The organism is Micromonospora sp. NPDC049359 (assembly GCF_044466585.1).
Taxonomy (GTDB): Bacteria; Actinomycetota; Actinomycetes; order Mycobacteriales; family Micromonosporaceae; genus Micromonospora.
Map to the genome: position 1 here is coordinate 163,758 of NZ_JBITMW010000007.1, position 17,298 is coordinate 181,055.

The following is a 17,298-nucleotide window of genomic DNA, read 5'->3' on the forward strand; positions in this document are numbered from 1 at the left end:
CCATGTCTCGACGTATCGGCGAGCGGACCCACCAGGGCAGGCGCAGGCCCCGTCGGTCACGGATGACCGACGGGGCCCATTCCCGCCGCAGACGGCCGGGGGTACGGCCGGTCGGGGCGAGCCCGCCTCAGCTACGCAACTGCCACTGCTGGTTGGTGCCGCCGTTGCACGACCAGAGGATGAGCTTCGTGCCGTTCGCCGTTGCGGCGCCGTTCGCGTCCAGGCAGAGGCCCGACTGCACGCCGGTGATCGTGCCGTTGGCGTTGACGTTCCACTGCTGGTTGGCCTGGCCGTTGCAGTCCCAGATCACCACCTTGGTGCCGTTGGCGGTGCCGGCACCGGAGGCGTCCAGGCACTTGTTGCCGTACACCATGAGCTGCCGGCTTGCGGTCACCGTCCACCGCTGGTTGGTGGCTCCGCTAATGCAGTCCCAGAGCTGGGCCTGCGTGCCGTTGGTGGTGACGGATCCGCCGATCTCGGCGCAGCGACCCGACTGGACGCCCACGATCTGCCCACTCTGCGGGTTGGTGCTGCCGCCGCCCTGGACGCCGGCCGCCGCGATCACGGACTGCGCGCCCGACGGCCAGTTTCCGTTGGAGACCGTGACGTTGCTGTTGACCACGTTGCCCCGGTCGCCGTTCGTCACGTTGGTGCTGCCGTTGGTCGACCAGTTGTTGGTGACGGTGAAGTTGCCCATGTTCTCCGCGTAGTAGTAGTTCGCGGTGGCCCAGGTGCCGGTGGAGGAGAACACGTTGTTGCGGGCGGTGTAGTAGCGCGAGCCCTCGTCGAAGTAGAGCCCGAACCAGCCGTTGGTTCGCAGGCAGTAGTTCTGGTTGATGGTCCCGCCCGGGTTCGCCGAGAGCGTGTAGATGCACCCGCCGTCGGTCATCTGCTGCATCACGTCGTGCACGTAGTTGCCGATGACCTGGTTGTTCGACGCGGTCGTGGCCGTGGAGTAGCGCGGCTGGTAGTTGTAGAGGCCCCGGTTGGCGTAGTGCTGGCTGCCACCGGCGTCGTTGGCGCCCCAGCCGTAGCCGACGGACAGCCCGGTGTACGGCATGTTGTAGACCTCGTTCTGCGAGACCAACGAGGTGCTGACGTAGGTGGTCAGGATCGACACCACGCCCCGGTACTCCACGCCCAGGTCGTGCACCCGGTTGTTGCTGATGGTAACGTTCCGGTTGACCATCCGCTGGTCGCCGGGGTGGTGGGCGTCGGCGCGCACGCCGCCGACCACGATGCCGCCGGCCGAGTTGCGGGCGATCTCGGAACGGGTGACCGTGATGTTGCTGGTACCCAGGCCGACACCGCTCGCGTGGGCGTTGGCGTCGTTGCCGATGCCGATGGCCGTCTGACCCAGGTTGACGAACTGGGAGTCGCTGAAGGAGATGGTGTTGGCGGCCGACACCTGCACGGCGGCGGGCATCTGGGCCCAGCTCGGCCGGGTGGCCTCGAACAGCGGGCAGCCCTCCTGGCAGGAGGTCAACGCGTCGGACGGGCGGGCCCAGGTGCCGACGATGTGCGCGCCGGTCTGCTGGTCGGCGAAGCCGTTGCTGCTGCTCGGGCCGAGCCAGCTCGTACCGGTGAAGGTGACGCCGCTGAACGAGATGTGGTGCGCGGGCGCGTCGTACGTGCCGCCCACGTTGACCAGCGACTGGAGCTGCGGCAGCTCCACGCTGACGCTGTTCATGTTCTGCCCGGCGAGCGGGATGTAGTTGAGCTGCCCGCTGCCCGGGTTGAGATACCACTCCCCCGCCGAGTCGAGGAACTCGTACGCGTTGGCCAGGTAGAACGGGCCGGCCCGGTGCGGACGGGACAGGGTGTCGAAGCCGAACGTGTTGTTGTTCCAGGCCGGCTGCTGCATCGTCAGGAAGTTCCCGCTGATGCTCTGCACGGGCGAGTACCGGTCGGTGAACGAGCCGACGCTCTCCACCTCGACCCGGCTCTGGTTACCGACGTTGTTCAGGTAGCTCAACGCGCTGTTGCTGAACCGCATGCCGGTCGTGGTGAAGGTGAAGTCGGCGCGGTTGACGGCGGTACGCGCCCGGGTGGCGATGGCGCCGTTGACGTAGAGCTGGCGGCTGTCCAGCCCGGTGGGGACGCTGGCTCGCCAGATGTTCTTCGCGGAGTCGACAAGCGACCAGCCGGTGACCGCCCGCGCGCCGCTGATCGTCGGGTGGGCCGAGGCGGCCGCCCGCCAGATCACCTGGTAGCCGTTGGTGCCGGAGTCGGCGGCGGTCAGCCGCAGCGGCGAGGTGAGCCGGTACACGCCGTCGGCCAGTTCCACGACGATGTCGCCGGACATGGAGCTGTTGAGCGTCCGGACGGCGGCCTGCGCGCCGGCAAGCGAGCACGGCTGGCTGGCGGAGCAGGTGCTCCCGCCGCCCGACGGGGACGCGTAGAGGGTGGTGGTCGCCGCGGCGGCCGGTGTGGCCGCGGCGGTGACGGCGACCATTGCGGTCAGTGCCGCCGTGGCGGCGCCGGCGAGGAGCCGGCGCGCCACGGCGATGGATGAGACGGACACTGGACGGTCTCCTGGGGGGGTAGAGGTGGGGTGGTGGGGTTAGCGCTAACAACATGGGCGTGCCGACGCCCGGTCAGGCGACGACCTTGCGGAGGTGGTGCAGGCCGTCGACCGCGAGGCGGTCCTGGGTGGGGGCCAGGGGCCGCCAGATCGACGCCGCGGTGGCGATGGTGGCGTTGTCGGCCGTGAACGACTCGATGCAGACCGCGCCCCGGTAGCCGGTGCCCCGCAGGACGGAGAAGAAGCGCGGCCAGTCGAAGTGGTCCGCGCCGGGAGCGCCCCGATCGGTGCCGCTGACCTGGACGTGCTTGATGTGCGGACCGGCCAGCGCGAGGGCCGCGTAGGGGTCTGCCTCCTCGATGTTCATGTGGTACGTATCGATCATGATGCCGACGCTCGACGGCAGGCCGTCGATCGCCTCGATCGTCTGCTCGACGGTGTTGAGCACGCTCGTCTCGTAGCGATTCAGCGCCTCGACACCGATGCTCACGCCACACTCGCCGGCCCGGTCGGCGACCGGCGCGAGCGCCCGCCGGAAGTCGGCGTAGCAGGCCGCGCGGGCCGCCGCCGACATCCGCCAGGTACGCCCGACGGCCGCGTACACCGGACCGCCGACGCAGGGCGCGCCGACCGCCGCCGCGCTCGCCACACACCCCATGAGGTACGCGACGGTCGACTCGACGACGGCCGGCGGGGCGTCCACCAGATCCCGCCCGGGCGGGGTGACCGCGCAGACCCCGGCCGCGGCGAGACCGTGCTCGGCCAGCAGGTCCCGCGTGCGGACGGGATCCCAGTCACCGGGCTGCTCGATCGGCAGTTCGACCGCCTCGAACCCGAACGAGGCGATCCGCGGGATCAACCGGGCGAGGGCCTCGTCGTCGACCGGCGAGGCCCACACCCAGGGGTTGACGCCAATGGCGTACACCGCAACCTACTTCCAGCGCTGGGGGTAGCCGGGCAGGTCACGGCAGCCGCACATCGCGTAGTGCAGCGGCGGCATGCTCGCGTCGAGGTACTGGTCCAGGTTGTCCTGGGTGATCGTGGGCTGCGGCAGCTTCCACGGGCTGGACACCTGCTTGCCGTCGAGGATGTCCAGCGCGGCGATGATCGGCGTCCGCCACTGGTACGTCGGGTAGGTCGGCGCGATGGCGGTGAGCTGCTTGTCCTTCCAGAGCTTCAGGAAGTCGAGCTGGTCCTCGCCGTTAATCGGCGGTACGGGCTTGCCGGCGTCCTGGAACGCCTCGACCGCCGCCACGGCGACCGCTCCGGCGTCCATCCAGACCCCGTCGATCGTGCCGTACCGCTGGATGTAGTCGTTCACGATCTTCTTGGTCTTGGCGGGGTCGCCGTCGGTGAACTCCACGCCCACGACGTCGACCTTCGCCTTGTCCAGCGCGATCTTCGCGGCCGACCAGCGGGTCTCCAACACGTCGACCCCGGGCAGGATGCGCAGCGCCAGCAGCTTGCCGCCGGGCTTCATCTTCTGGCTGACGAACTCCGCGCCGACGTGGCCGAAGCCGTAGCCACCCACCGGGTTGATGAACGTCACCGGGCAGGTCGTGTTGACGCCCCGGTCGAAGACGACCACCGGCAGGCCGGCCTTGCAGGCGGCCTCGACGGCCGGGGTGAGTGTGGCGGTGGTGTTCGGCGACACGATGAGCGCGTCGCAGCTCTTGCCGAGCAGATCGTTGATGTCGGCGATCTGCTTCTGGTCCTTGCCCTCGGCGTCGACGTGCACGAACTCGCTGATGCGGGACTTCTGCGCCTCGACCTCGGCCTGCATGGTCTTGAAGCCGACCTGCCGCCACGGGTTGTTCAGCGCCGCGTTCGAGAAGCAGATCTTGTGCGGACCGGCCTTCTTGAACTTGGCGGTGTCCACCATCTTCGGGTTGAGCACCTGCTCCCACGGCTTGTCCGCCGGGCCCGTAGGGGCGGCGTCGAGCAGGGCCAGCTCGTTGTCGTAGTCGGCCTGCACGAAGAACTTGGACTGCTCCCCGGTGCCGGACCCCGCGGCGGCGGACGCGCTGCCGGACGGGGACGCGGTCGGCTCGTCGGTGGCGCATCCGGCGGCGGCCAGCGTCAGCACACCGGCCGCAGCCAGGGCGGTCATGGATCGTCTCATCGAATCACCTTTATCTTGAGGAGGAGGAACGCGAAGCCGAGACCGCCACGGCGAGCAGGATGATCAAGCCTTGGACGGTCGATCTGAGGGCACCGGAGACGCCGGTGAAGTTCATCAGCGCGAAGAGCGTCTCGAGGGTCAGTGCGCCGAGCATCGCCCCGACGACCGAGCCGCGACCGCCGCCGAGGGCGACCCCGCCGAGCACGACGGCGGTGATCGCGGCGAACTCCAGGCCGACTCCGGCCTGGAACGACACACCGCTGTACCCGCCGAGCAGGATCGCCGCGACCGCCGCCGCGACACCGCTCAGCACGAACGCGATCGTCTTGGTGAGACCGACGCGTACGCCGCTCAACTCGGCGGTGCGCGGATTGTCCCCGACGGCGACGAGCGTGCGGCCGAAGTCCGAGCGGGTCAGCACCACGGCGATCGCGGCGACGACCACCAGCACGAGCAGCGCGTACGGGATCCGGCCGAGCAGCGGCACGTCCTCGATGGCCCGTCGACCGAACCGACGGAACTCCTCGGAGAGGCCGCCCTTCGGTGCGCCGTCGGACCACAGGTAGACGGCGCCGACGAGGATCAGGAACATGCCCAGGGTGGTGATGAAGGAGGGCACCCGCAGCACCGTGGTGACCAGACCGTTGACCAGCCCGACGAACGCGCCACCGACGAGCAGCAACGCGACCACCGGCCAGGTGCGCGACGGGTCGCTGTCGATGAGGCGGGCAGCCACGACGACCTGCGCCGTGACCAGGGAGCCCACCGAGAGGTCGAACTCCCCGCTGACGATCACGAAGTACTGACCGGCGGCGAGCAGGATGATCGGCGCGGAGCGACCCAGGAACGACATCAGCGACCCGGGGGCGAGGAAGTCGGGTTGCACGAACGCGATGATGATCAGCAGCACCGCCAGGAGCGCGGCGATCGGCGCGATCCCGTCGAGGCGGATCCGGAGGGTGAGCGGACGGCGCTCGGCGACCCGCATGGTCAGGACCCCGCCTTTCGCATGGCCCGTCGGGCGTAGACGGCGACCGCGGCGATGATGATCACGCCACGGATCACCTGCTTGAAGAACGCGTCGACCTCGAGCTGGTTGAAGACCGCGTCGATGCTGGCGAGCAGCAGCACGCCGCCGATCGTGCCGAGGACGCCCCCGCGCCCGCCCGCGAGGGCGGTGCCACCGAGGACCACCGCGGCGATGGACTCCAGGTCGTAGAGCCCCTCGGTGCCCACCCGCGGGGCGCCGGAGCCGAGCCGGCTGGCCAGGTAGACGCCGGCCAGCCCGGCACAGAGGGAACACAGCACGTGGGCCGTGACGAGGACCCGGTCGTTGCGGACGCCGGAGAGCCGGGCGACCTCCGGATCACCCCCGACGGCCACCAGGTGGTGGCCGAACCGGGTACGCGAGAGGACGAACCAGGCCGCCGCGGTCACCGCGAGCAGCAGCAGGAAGGACACCGGCACCGGGCCGACCCGCTGGTAGCCGAGCGTCCGGACGAGAGCGGGCGCGCTCTCGCCGGCCGGGCCGTCGTAGCCGTTGTCGAGGTAGCCCTTGAGCAGCAGTCCGACGCCGAGGGTCGCGATGAACGCGTTGATCCGCAGCTTGGTGACGAGCAGCCCGTTGAGCAGTCCGACGCCGGCGCTGACCGCGAGCGCCAGCCCGATCGCCGGCAGCAGGGCGCCGTCGCTGCCGTTCATCGCCTCGGCCGCCACCAGGGTGCTGAGGCTGATCACGAACGCCACGGAGAGGTCGAGCGACCCACCGAGGATGACCAGGGTCTGCCCGACGGCGACGAGGCCGAGGCCGGCGGCGACGTGCAGCAGGCTCACCGTCGTCGACTGGTTGAAGAGCTGACCACCGTCGAGCATGACGATCAGCCAGCCGACCACGAGGGTGAGGGCAAGGGCCACGTACACGCCCGGCACGGCACGGCGGGCGGGACGCAGCGACAGGGCGGTCATGAGACAGCCTCCCGGACGGTGGTGGTGCCGACGGCCAGGGCGACGACGTCCTCCTCGGTCGCGCCGGCGGGCAGCTCGCCCGCGATCCGACCGTCGCGCAGGACGACGATCCGGTCGCTCATACCGAGCAGCTCCGGCAGCTCCGACGAGATCATCAGCACCGCCGCGCCGTCGCTGGCGAGGCGGCGGACGAGGTCGTGGATGGCGGACTTCGCCCCCACGTCGATGCCCCGGGTCGGCTCGTCGAAGATCAGGATGCGCGGGCTCAGCGCCAGCCAGCGGGCCAGCACGACCTTCTGCTGGTTGCCGCCGGAGAGGAAGCGGATCTCCTGGTCGTCGCCGGCCGAGCGGACCTCCACGGCGGCGAGCAGCTCGCGTACCCGTGCCGTGCGGGCGGCGCGACCGGACCGTGTCGCGAAGGCGGCCCGGCTGGCCAGCAGCGCGTTGTCGAGCACCGATTGCCGTGCCACGATGCCCTCGCCCTTGCGGTCCTCGGTGACGTACGCGATGCCGGCCCGCATGGCGGCGCGCGGCGAGCGCAGCCGCACCGGTTCGCCGTCCAACTCGACGGCGCCGGTCGTGAACGGCGCCACGCCGAAGAGCGCCCGAGCGAGCGCGGATCGTCCGGAGCCCTGTAGGCCGCCGACGCCGAGCACCTCGCCGGCGCGCAGCTCGAGGTCCACTCCCCGCAGCTTGCGGTTACCCCCGTCGCGGACGGTGAGCCGGACCGGCCCACGGTCGTCGGGACCGGCCCGCTCGGGGTAGTAGCTGGACAGCTCGCGGCCGACCATGTGCCGGACCAGCTCGTCGGCGGTCGTGCTCGCGGTGTCCACCGTGGTCACCCGGCGACCGTCCTTGAGCACGGTGATCCGGCTGGACAGGTCGAAGACCTCGGTGAGCCGGTGCGACACGTACAGCAGACCGATCCCGCGCTCCTGGAGGCGGCGTACCAGCCCGTAGAGCAGTTCGACCTCCTGGTCCGCGAGGGCCGCGGTCGGCTCGTCCATGATGAGCAGTCGCGCGTCCAGGGCGAGCGCCTTGGCGATCTCGACGACCTGCTGCTGGGCGACGCCGAGCCGGCCGACCCGGGCGTCGGCCGGCAGGGCGGTCTCGCCGATCGAGGTGAGCAGGTCGCGGGTGCGGTCGAGCATCGCGCGGCGGTCCACCAATCCACGCCGGACCGGTTCGTGGCCCAGGTAGACGTTCTCCGCGACGGTGCGCTCGGGCAGCAGGTTGAATTCCTGGTGGATGATGCCGACGCCGGCGCGCTGGGCATCACGGGGGCCGTGGAACGCGCGCGGTTGGCCGGCGAACTCGACGGTGCCCTCGTCCGGGGCGTACCCGCCCGAGACGATCTTCATGAGCGTCGACTTGCCGGCGCCGTTCTCACCGACGACGGCGTGCACCTCGCCCGGCGCGACGTCGAGGTCGACGCCCTCGAGGACGCGTACACCGAGGAACGACTTGCCGATGCCCCGCAGGGCCAGCAGCGGTGCCGGTGGTGGATCTGACATCCCGATAGCCCTTACAGATAGTAGTCATCGACGAGGTCAGCACAGCCGCCGGTAGGCCGTTCGACGCGCTGAGTGACGCACTTTCGCAGCTTGCTGAAGAACTTGCGTTTTTATGGTGCAAACATTTCCTTGACATCGAGGAAACATCACACGTATGAAGATAGATGTTTGGATGCGGGTCCGCAATCCTCGATCTGCGGCGACAGCCAGGCCCAGCACTCGATCGGCACGAGTGCGGGCATGGACCGGTCAGGCCCGACTACCCCTACCCGGGGGTAACATCAGACGCTCGACGTTATATTGACAGTCCTCAATGGATGATTCATCCTGACCTCGCAGACCATGGACGAGATCACAGCCCACATCACGCTGTGTGACATCCAGCGGGGCTGACTGCCGTCTCGGCGTACGGCACGACGACCGCGACCAGCACACCCGTGGCTCTCGCGCGCCCAGGCACGACCTGACGCGCTGTCGGCCCGTGCTCGCAATCGCCAGTTGCCCGCCCAAACCTAGGAGACGGCATGCGTCGCCCCACAATGATCATTGGATTGATCGTCGGCCTGTTGGTGGCCCTCGGCCTGGCCCCGCCAGCGTCGGCCGCCCCGGCGTTCCGCGCCCTGTTGTTCACCAAGACCGCCGGCTACCGGCACGACTCGATCCCGGCCGGGATCTCGATGATCCAGCAGCAGGCCGCCGCGAACAACTTCGAGGTGGTGGCGACCGAGGACGCGAGCGTCTTCACGGCCGCCAACCTCGCCACCTTCGACGTCGTCATCATGCTCCAGACCTCCGGCATGGTCTGGACCTCGGCCTCCCAGCGCCAAGCCATCGAGGGCTACCTCGCCAGTGGCAAGGGCATCGTGGGCGTGCACAACGCCACCGACATGGGCATCGAGTCTGAGTACCCGTGGTGGGACCAGATGATGAACGGCGGCGCCCACATGCCCGAGCACTCCCCCGGAGTCCTCGCCGGCACCGCCATCGTCGCCGACAAGCAGCACCCCTCGACGGTCGGCCTGCCGGACCGCTGGAGCCGCAGCGAGGAGTGGTACAACTTCGACTCCAACCCGCGCGGCAACGTGCACGTCCTGGTGACCGCCGACGAGCGCACGTACAACCCGGGCTCGCGGGCGATGGGCCCGGACCACCCGATCTCGTGGTGCCGCAACACCGGTGGCGGACGGGTGTGGGCCACCGCGATGGGCCACGCCATCGACTCCTACAGCGAGACCTACTTCCGCAACCACGTCCTGGGCGGCATCAAGTGGGCCGCCGGCAACCTGCCCGGCGACTGCGGCGGCACCGTCTGGGGCAACTTCGAGAAGCGCACGCTCGACGACAACACCGCGGACCCGATGGCGCTGTCCGTGCTGCCGGACGGTCGCGTCCTGTACGTCCAGCGGGGTGGCCAGGTCAAGATCTTCAAGCCGAGCACGAACAGCACCGTCACCGCCGCCACGCTGAGCGTCTACACCGGCGGTGAGGACGGCCTCACCGGCGTCGCGATAGACCCCGCGTTCGCCAGCAACGGATACGTCTACCTGTACCACTCACCAGCGAGCAGCTCGACCGACGTCAACCGGGTGTCCCGCTACACGCTCTCCGGTGACACGCTCAACCTGTCCACCGAGGCCCGGATCATCGACATCCCCGCTTACCGGGACCGGACCTTCGCGGAGCCCGGACACACCGGCGGCTACATCGACTTCGGCCCGGACGGCAACCTCTACATCGGCACCGGCGACGACACGCCGCCCAACCTCGACCCCAACTGGCAGGGGTACGCCCCGCTGGACTGGCGCTCGGGCAAGTCCAACCTGGACGCCGCCCGCTCCGCCGGTAACACCAACGACCTGCGCGGCAAGCTGCTGCGCATCAAGCCCTCGGCCAGCGGCGGGTACACCATCCCGACGGGCAACCTCTACCCCCAGGGCACGGCGCAGACCAAGCCCGAGGTGTACGCCATGGGCTTCCGCAACCCGTTCCGCTTCTCGATCGACCCGGTCACCGGCTGGGTCTACCTGGCCGACTACGGGCCGGACCGCAACCCGCCGACGACCAACCGCGGCCCGGAGGGTCTCGTCGAGCTGAACGTGATCAAGACGGCCGGCAACTACGGCTGGCCGTTCTGCCACGGCAACAACCAGCCGTACGCGCCGTTCAACCCGGACACCGGTGTGGTCGGGGCGAAGTTCAACTGCAGCGCGCCGGTCAACAACTCGCCCAACAACACCGGCCTGGTCAACCTCAAGCCGGTCGTCTCGCCGAACATCTGGTACGGCTACCCGGCCTCGACGACCTTCCCCGAGCTGGGCTCCGGCGGGTCGGCCCCGATGGGCGGCCCGGTGTACCGGTACAACGCGAACAACCCGTCGGCGACGAAGTTCCCGCCGTACTACGACGGCGTGCACTTCTTCTACGAGTGGGCCCGCAACTACGTCAAGGAGGTCCACTTCGACTCCTCGACGGCGGTCACCCGGACCAACCCCTTCCTGCCCGGCGGCAACTTCAACAAGCCCATGGACATGGAGTTCGGCCCCGACGGTTCGCTGTACCTGCTGGAGTGGGGCTCGAACTTCGGCGGCGGCAACAACGACTCCGGGCTCTACCGGATCGACTACATCCAGGGCGGCCGGTCACCGATCGCGAAGGCCGTCGGCACGCCGACCAGCGGCAGCGCCCCGCTGACCGTCCAGTTCAGCAGCGCCGGCACAAACGACCCGGACCCTGGCAACACCCTCAGCTACCAGTGGACCTTCGGTGACGGTGGTACGTCCACGGCAGCCAACCCGACACACACCTACACGACCAACGGCGACTACACCGCACAGCTGAAGGTCACCGACAACACCGGCAAGACCGGCTTCGCCAACGTGCAGATCACCGTCGGCAACACCGCCCCGGTGGTCACCATCAACGTGCCGCCCAACGGCGGCATGCTGAACTTCGGCGACAAGGTCTCGTACACGGTCAGTGTCTCCGACCCCGGCGGCGCGGCCATCGACTGCACCAAGGTGTTCGTCAACCCGGCCCTCGGCCACGACGACCACGCCCACGAGACCACCGAGTACCCGGGCTGTTCGGGGACCATCTCCACCGACCTGCTCGGTGGGCACCCCGAGGGCGCGAACCTGTACTACGTGCTCAACGCCCGCTACACCGACAACGGCGGCTCGGGTGGCGGCTCGCCGCTGACCGGCTACGCGCAGGCGATCCTGCAGCCGAAGCACAAGCAGGCCGAGTATTTCAGCAGCCAGTCGGGCATCCGGGTCGTCGACCAGAGCGCCGCGGAGAGCGGTAAGCGCGTCGGTGACATCTCCAACAACGACTGGGTAGCGTTCAACCCGATGAGCCTGTCGAACATCAGCACCGTCAGCTACCGGCTGTCCTCGCCCAGCGGCGGCGGAAGCATCGAGCTGCGGGCCGACTCGCCGACCGGCACCCTGCTGGCCACCACGTCGGTGCCCAGCACCGGCGGCTGGGACAACTACCAGTCCACGGCGGCGACGAGCGTCGCGGCCCTGTCCGGGACGCACACCCTCTACATGGTGTTCAAGGGCAGCTCGTCCAACTGGTTCGACCTCGACGCCTTCACCTTCGGCGGCAACGGCGTGGGGGTGCCCGGCGGCAGCGACCCGGGTACCGGTGGCGTGGCCGGGAAGACCTGGACCCTCACGGCCCAGCACAGCGGCAAGCTGATGGACGTCAGCGGGGTCTCCACCGCCGACGGCGCCCAGGTCGTGCAGTGGGCGGCCACCGGGGGCAACAACCAGAAGTGGCAGGCGGTGGACGCCGGCGGCGGCGCCGTCTACCTCAAGGCGGTGCACAGCGGTAAGTGCCTCGACGTCGTCGGCGGCTCGACCGCACAGGGCGCCTTCCTGCAACACACCACCTGCAACAACTCCAACCAACAGAAGTTCACCGTGACGGCGACCGGCACCACCGGGGTCTACACGGTCAAGAGCGCGCTGAGCGGGCTCTGCCTGGACGTCAACGGCGCCTCGACCGCTGACGGGGCCCGCCTGCTGCAGTGGGGCTGTCACAGCGCCGCCAACCAGCAGTGGCGGTTCACCCAGGTCTGATCACCGGACCTGGCGCGAACGAAGCGCCGGCCACCCGCTCCTGACGACGGGTGGCCGGCGCTCCGGCTTTTCAGCGCCGCGCCGTCAGCGGAGCAGTCCGGCGTCGCGCAGCGCCACCCACAGCCGCTCCGGGACGTCCGCGTCGAAGCGGCGCAGGGTCTCGGTCACCTGGGCCTCGTCCCGCAGGCCGACCACCGTCGAGACCACCACCGGGTGCCGGCGGACGAACGCCAGCGCCGCCTGGGGCAGCGTGACGCCGTGCTCCTGGCAGACCGCCGCGATCCGGCGGGCCCGTTCGATCACCTCGGGCGGCGCCTGCTGGTAGTTGTAGGTCGCGTCGGCCGGCGGCTGGTCACGGGCCAGCAGCCCGGAGTTGTAGACCCCGGCGATCACCACGCCCACCCCCGCGGCCTGCGCGGCCGGCAGCAGGTCGTCGGCCGCGCCCTGTTCGAGCAGGGTGTAGCGGCCGGCGCACATCACCACGTCGATGTCGGTCTCCTGGACGAAGCGGGCCAGCATCGCCGACTGGTTCATGCCGGCGCCGATCGCGCCGACGACCCCCTGGTCACGCAGCTCGACCAGGGCCGGTACCGCCTCGGTCGCCGCCTGCTCCCAGTGCTCGTCCGGGTCGTGCAGGTAGACGACGTCCACGCGGTCCAGGCCGGTGCGGTCCAGGCTGGCCTCCAACGACCGCAGGACGCCGTCGCGGCTGAAGTCCCAGACCCGCCGGTGGTCGGCCGGCACGTCGAACCCCTCGGGGTCGCGGTCCCGCGCGCCCTCGGGCGAGGGTACGAGCAGCCGCCCGACCTTCGTCGACACCACGTACTCGTCGCGGGGCCGAGACCGCAGCGCCGCCCCCAACCGCCGCTCGGACAGGCCGAGACCGTAGTGCGGCGCGGTGTCGAAGTACCGGATGCCGGCGTCCCAGGCGGTGTCGACGGCCGCCGCGAACTCCTCGTCCGACGTCCCCCGGTACAGGTTGCCGCCCTGCGCCGCGCCGAAGCCCAGCGTGGTGAGGCGTACCCCCGGTCGCCGGGGCAGCTCCCGGCCCGTCACGGCTCCCCCAGCCCGTACGCGCGGGCGGCGGTCTCCCGCCAGATCGACGCCTGCTCCGCGTCGGCGAGCGGTTCCAGCAGATCGGCGAGGACGCCGACCCACCGGGTGTAGGAGCTGGCGAGCAGGCACACCGGCCAGTCGGAGCCGAACATGAGCCGGTGCGGTCCGAACGCGTCGAGCGCGTGGTCGATGGCGGGGCGCAGGTCGGCAGCGGACCAGGACGAGCCGTCCACCTCGGTCACCAGGCCGGAGAGCTTCGCGGTGACATTCGGCTCGGCGGCGAGCGCCCGCAGGTTGGCGGGCCAGTCGCCCAGGTCTCCCCTGCCGAGCGACGGCTTGGCGAGGTGGTCCAGGACGAACGACACCTCGGGCAGGTCCCGGACGAGCCGCGTGGCCGCCGGCAGTTGATGGTCGCGGACCAGCAGGTCGTAGGCGAGACCGGCGGCCCCGACGGCCGCGATGCCCCGCCGAACGTCGCGCCGGTCGAGGTACGCCGGGTCGGGCTCGGACTGGACCAGGTGGCGGATGGCGACCAGCCGCTCCCCGCCGCGGGCGGCGCGCAGGCGGTCGAGGCGCTCGTCGATGTCGTCGGCGGCGAGGTTGACCCAGCCGACGACGCCGCCGATGAGGGGATCGTCGGCCGCGATGCCCAACAGGTGTTCCGTCTCCGCCACGGAGGCGATGGACTGCACGACGACGGTCTCGGTGACCCCGGCGGCCCGCGCCGCCGGAGCGAGATCCGCCGGGGTGAAGTCGTTGTCGATGGCCGCCATCGTGTCCGGGTCGATCCACGGTTGCGGGTGCCGGGCGCGGACCCAGAGGTGGTGGTGCGCGTCGATGATGCCGGGACGCCCGGTCGGCGTGGGCCCGGTCATCGGCCCAACCATCCGCCGTCGACGGGCAGGACGGTGCCGTGCACGTAGTCCGACGCGCTGGCGGCCAGGAACACGGTGGCGCCGGCCAGGTCGTCGGCGCGTCCCCACCGGCCGGCCGGGATCCGACCCAGGATGGCGTCGTTGCGTACCGGGTCGTCGCGCAGCGCCTGGGTGTTGTCGGTGGCGATGTACCCGGGCGCTATCGCGTTGACGTTGACGCCGTGTCCGGCCCACTCGTTGGACAGCGCCTTGGTCAGCCCGGCGAGGCCGGACTTGGCCGCCGTGTAGCTCGCGACGTTGATGCCGCCCTGGAAGCTCAGCAGCGAGGCGGTGAAGATGACCTTGCCGTGGCCCCGGTCGACCATCCGCCGGCCGATCTCCCGGGTCAGCACGAACTGGCTGGACAGGTTGACCTGCACCACCCGGTCCCACATCTCGTCGGGGTGCTCCACGGCCGGCGCCCGGGCGATCGTGCCGCCGTTGTTCACCAGGATGTCCACCGGCGCGACCGCCTCGGCCTCCTCGGCCAGCCGGTACACCGCGGCCCGGTCGCCCAGGTCGGTCCGGATGGCGGTGAACCGACGACCGGCGGCCTCGACGCGCCGTTGGACCTCACTGCCCTCCGGTTCCAACTGCGCCGACACCCCGATGATGTCCGCGCCGGCCAACGCCAGGGCCTCGGCCATCGCCAGGCCGATCCCCCGCCGGGCCCCGGTTACCAGGGCGGTCCGTCCGGTCAGGTCGAACAGGACGCTCATCGCTCCTCCTCCCGCCAGTCGAGCAGCACCTTCATGACACCTCCGCCGGACTCCAGGGCCGTGAACGCGTCCGTGACGCCGGCCACCGGGAGCACCCGGGAGATCAGCTCCTGGGCCGGGATGACGCCCGCCGCCACCAGCCGGATCGCCTCGACGACGTCCTCGCGCCGGTACAGCCGCGCGCCCAGCAACTCCAGTTCCCGCCAGAAGAAGCGGTGCAGGTTCACCGGACGTGGCTGCGGGTGGATCGCCACCATCACCAGCCGGCCCCGGGTGGTCAGCACGTCCACCGCCGTGCTGACGCCGGCGGCCGAACCGGACACCTCGAACGCGACGTCCGCGCCCGCGCCGCCGGTCCGTTCGTTGACCAGCGCCACCACGTCGGTCGGCCCCGGGTCGACGGCCTCGATGCCGATGCCCGACGCGACTCCGCGCCGGAAACCGTCCGGTTCGACGAGCAGGACCTGGGCCCCCCGCTCACGGGCGACGGCGGCGATGAGGACGCCCACCGGGCCCCCGCCGACGACGACCACGTGCTCGCCGGACGCCACCTGCGCCCGGCCGACGTCGTGCACCGCCACGGCGACGGGCTCGACGAGCGCCGCGCGGTCCAACGGCAGGTCGTCGGGGAGCGGCAGCACCAGGTCGGCCGGCACCGTCCAGGACGACTGCATCGCGCCGGGCGAGTCGATGCCGAGGAAGTCCATCGCGTGACAGATGTGCGAGTGGCCACGACGGCACGCCGGGCACTGCCCGCAGGCGCGCGTGGGCATCACGGTGACGGGCTGCCCGACCCGCAGATCGGTCACGCCGTCGCCGACCGCGGCGACGCGCCCCGACATCTCGTGTCCCAGGACCGCCGACGCGCCGACCCGGGCGTCCATGTCGCCGTGGAAGATGTGCAGGTCCGTACCGCAGATCCCGGTGTACGCCACCGCGATCCGTACCTGGCCGGGGCCCGGCGGTTCCGGTGCGCGGTCCTCGATCCCGAGGTCCCGTGCTCCCTTGTAGACAACTGCCTTCACTGCTGCTCCGTCTCGACGTGGTTGGTACGTACGGTGCGGGTGACAGGGCGGCCGGAGCCGCGTCCGCGGTGTCGGCGCCACGGACACGGTAATCATCCGACCAATTGCGGTCCAGTGCGGATACGGTCCGTGCCGGCTCAGTGCCGCAGCGGCGCCACGTCGTTCGGGGACGTGACCGCGTCGACGAGCAGGGCCTCGACCCCGGCCGGCACGGCGGCGACCGGGTGCTCGGCCACGGCGAGCAGCCGCTTGCCGGCTCGCTCCGGACGGACGTTCGGGCTGTCGGCGGTCGGAGTCCCCGGACGGTGTCCGGCGGCCGCGATCGCCGCCTCGTCCACCCGTACCCCGAGGCCGGGTGTCTCACCCAGGACGAACGCGCCGTCCTCGACGTGCAGGTCGAGGCCGATACCCGTCGGTGGTCGGAGATCCTGCAACTCGCTGACCAGGTGGTTGGGCACCGAGGTCGCGGCGTGCAGGAGACCGACGGGGATGTTGCCGATGGGGCTGACCGGTAGGTCGTTGGCGTGCGCCAGCGCCGCCACCCGCAGGAAGTGGGTGACCCCCCAGACCGCGGCCGTCTGCACGATGTCGACCGCGCCCGCCGCGATCAGCGGCCGGTACTGCTCCAGCCCGGTGAGGTTCTCACCGGTGGCGATCGAGGCCCGTACGCCCCGCCCCACGGCGGCCAGGCCCTCGGCGTCCCAGCGGCGGACCGGCTCCTCGATCCAGATCAGATCGAGGGTACGTTCCAACTCGGCCACGTGGCGCACGGCCTGCTTGCGCGACCACGCCTCGTTGACGTCGAGCATCAGGCCCGGCCGTCGGCCGTGACCGGCCTCGGTCAGCACCTCCCGGACCAGGCCGAGCCGGTGCCGGTCCCGCTCGATGTCGAGACCGCCCTTGAGCTTGGCGGCCCGCAGGCCGTACCCGGCATAGACCTCGTACTCCGCGACCAGTTCGTCGTCGGTCAGCCCGATGTCGAGACCGGAGGCGTACGCGGGAACGCGCCGGTCCCGCCCGCCGAGCAGGCGCCAGAGCGGCTCGCCGGCGATCTTCGCCTTGATATCCCACAGGGCGGTGTCCAGCGCGCCGATCGTCCCGAACACCAGGCCGGCGTGCCCGGCCTTGAACGTCTGCCGCAGCATCCGGTCGTACAGGGTGGACACCGCGCGGGGATCTTCCCCTTCGATGGCCGGGAAGATCTTGTCGATCTCCACGTGCGGCCCGAGGCCGATGCCGTCGATCCCCTCGTCGGTCTCGACGATGGTGATCGGCAGTGTCGTCACGCCGTCGGGGAACACGCCGTTGGCGTCGCCGACGGGTCGGCCCCACTCCTGGACCGTCGTCAGGGTTCGATACCCGGTGATGCGCATG

Annotated in this window: 12 protein-coding genes; 1 reads left to right on the forward strand and 11 read right to left on the reverse strand. The window is 70.6% G+C overall.

Going from position 1 to position 17,298, the window contains the following annotated elements; translation table 11 throughout:
- Positions 1-127: 127 nt before the first annotated feature.
- The 6 genes from ACIBTX_RS18060 to ACIBTX_RS18085 all read right to left on the reverse strand — a co-directional run bounded on the left by ACIBTX_RS18060 (position 128) and on the right by ACIBTX_RS18085 (position 8,125).
- Positions 128-2,524, reverse strand: coding sequence for an RICIN domain-containing protein (locus ACIBTX_RS18060; protein WP_357172128.1), 2,397 nt, complete (start codon positions 2,522-2,524; stop codon positions 128-130).
- A 73-nt stretch (positions 2,525-2,597) separates the two neighbouring features.
- The gene (locus ACIBTX_RS18065; protein ID WP_357172127.1) at positions 2,598-3,449 is read right to left on the reverse strand and encodes a sugar phosphate isomerase/epimerase family protein; all 852 of its coding nucleotides are present in this window, start codon (positions 3,447-3,449) and stop codon (positions 2,598-2,600) included.
- A gap of 6 nt (positions 3,450-3,455) precedes the next feature.
- Positions 3,456-4,646, reverse strand: a complete 1,191-nt coding sequence (locus ACIBTX_RS18070; RefSeq protein ID WP_357172126.1) for a substrate-binding domain-containing protein — start codon at positions 4,644-4,646, stop codon at positions 3,456-3,458.
- A 10-nt stretch (positions 4,647-4,656) separates the two neighbouring features.
- Positions 4,657-5,634, reverse strand: coding sequence for an ABC transporter permease (locus ACIBTX_RS18075; protein WP_357121302.1), 978 nt, complete (start codon positions 5,632-5,634; stop codon positions 4,657-4,659).
- Between the two features lie 2 nt (positions 5,635-5,636).
- A complete protein-coding gene (locus ACIBTX_RS18080; RefSeq protein ID WP_357121299.1) occupies positions 5,637-6,611 on the reverse strand; it encodes an ABC transporter permease in 975 nt (324 codons plus the stop codon).
- Entirely contained in the window at positions 6,608-8,125 is a 1,518-nt protein-coding gene (locus tag ACIBTX_RS18085; protein ID WP_357172125.1) for a sugar ABC transporter ATP-binding protein, read from the reverse strand. Before ACIBTX_RS18085 ends, ACIBTX_RS18080 begins: the two co-directional genes overlap by 4 nt.
- A 524-nt stretch (positions 8,126-8,649) precedes the next feature.
- Here ACIBTX_RS18085 and ACIBTX_RS18090 point away from each other — a divergent pair.
- The gene (locus ACIBTX_RS18090; protein WP_357121293.1) at positions 8,650-12,210 is read left to right on the forward strand and encodes a ThuA domain-containing protein; all 3,561 of its coding nucleotides are present in this window, start codon (positions 8,650-8,652) and stop codon (positions 12,208-12,210) included.
- A gap of 84 nt (positions 12,211-12,294) precedes the next feature.
- Here the strand turns inward: ACIBTX_RS18090 and ACIBTX_RS18095 are convergent, their stop codons facing one another.
- The 5 genes from ACIBTX_RS18095 to ACIBTX_RS18115 all read right to left on the reverse strand — a co-directional run bounded on the left by ACIBTX_RS18095 (position 12,295) and on the right by ACIBTX_RS18115 (position 17,297).
- Positions 12,295-13,266, reverse strand: a complete 972-nt coding sequence (locus tag ACIBTX_RS18095) for an aldo/keto reductase (RefSeq protein WP_357172124.1) — start codon at positions 13,264-13,266, stop codon at positions 12,295-12,297.
- The gene (locus tag ACIBTX_RS18100; RefSeq protein ID WP_357121287.1) at positions 13,263-14,141 is read right to left on the reverse strand and encodes an amidohydrolase family protein; all 879 of its coding nucleotides are present in this window, start codon (positions 14,139-14,141) and stop codon (positions 13,263-13,265) included. Before ACIBTX_RS18100 ends, ACIBTX_RS18095 begins: the two co-directional genes overlap by 4 nt.
- A complete protein-coding gene (locus tag ACIBTX_RS18105; protein ID WP_357121284.1) occupies positions 14,138-14,899 on the reverse strand; it encodes an SDR family NAD(P)-dependent oxidoreductase in 762 nt (253 codons plus the stop codon). The genes ACIBTX_RS18100 and ACIBTX_RS18105 overlap by 4 nt, the downstream gene beginning before the upstream one ends.
- Positions 14,896-15,924, reverse strand: a complete 1,029-nt coding sequence (locus ACIBTX_RS18110) for an alcohol dehydrogenase catalytic domain-containing protein (RefSeq protein ID WP_357172123.1) — start codon at positions 15,922-15,924, stop codon at positions 14,896-14,898. Before ACIBTX_RS18110 ends, ACIBTX_RS18105 begins: the two co-directional genes overlap by 4 nt.
- Positions 15,925-16,061: 137 nt before the next feature.
- Positions 16,062-17,297, reverse strand: coding sequence for a mandelate racemase/muconate lactonizing enzyme family protein (locus tag ACIBTX_RS18115; protein WP_357121278.1), 1,236 nt, complete (start codon positions 17,295-17,297; stop codon positions 16,062-16,064).
- Position 17,298: the final 1 nt, after the last annotated feature.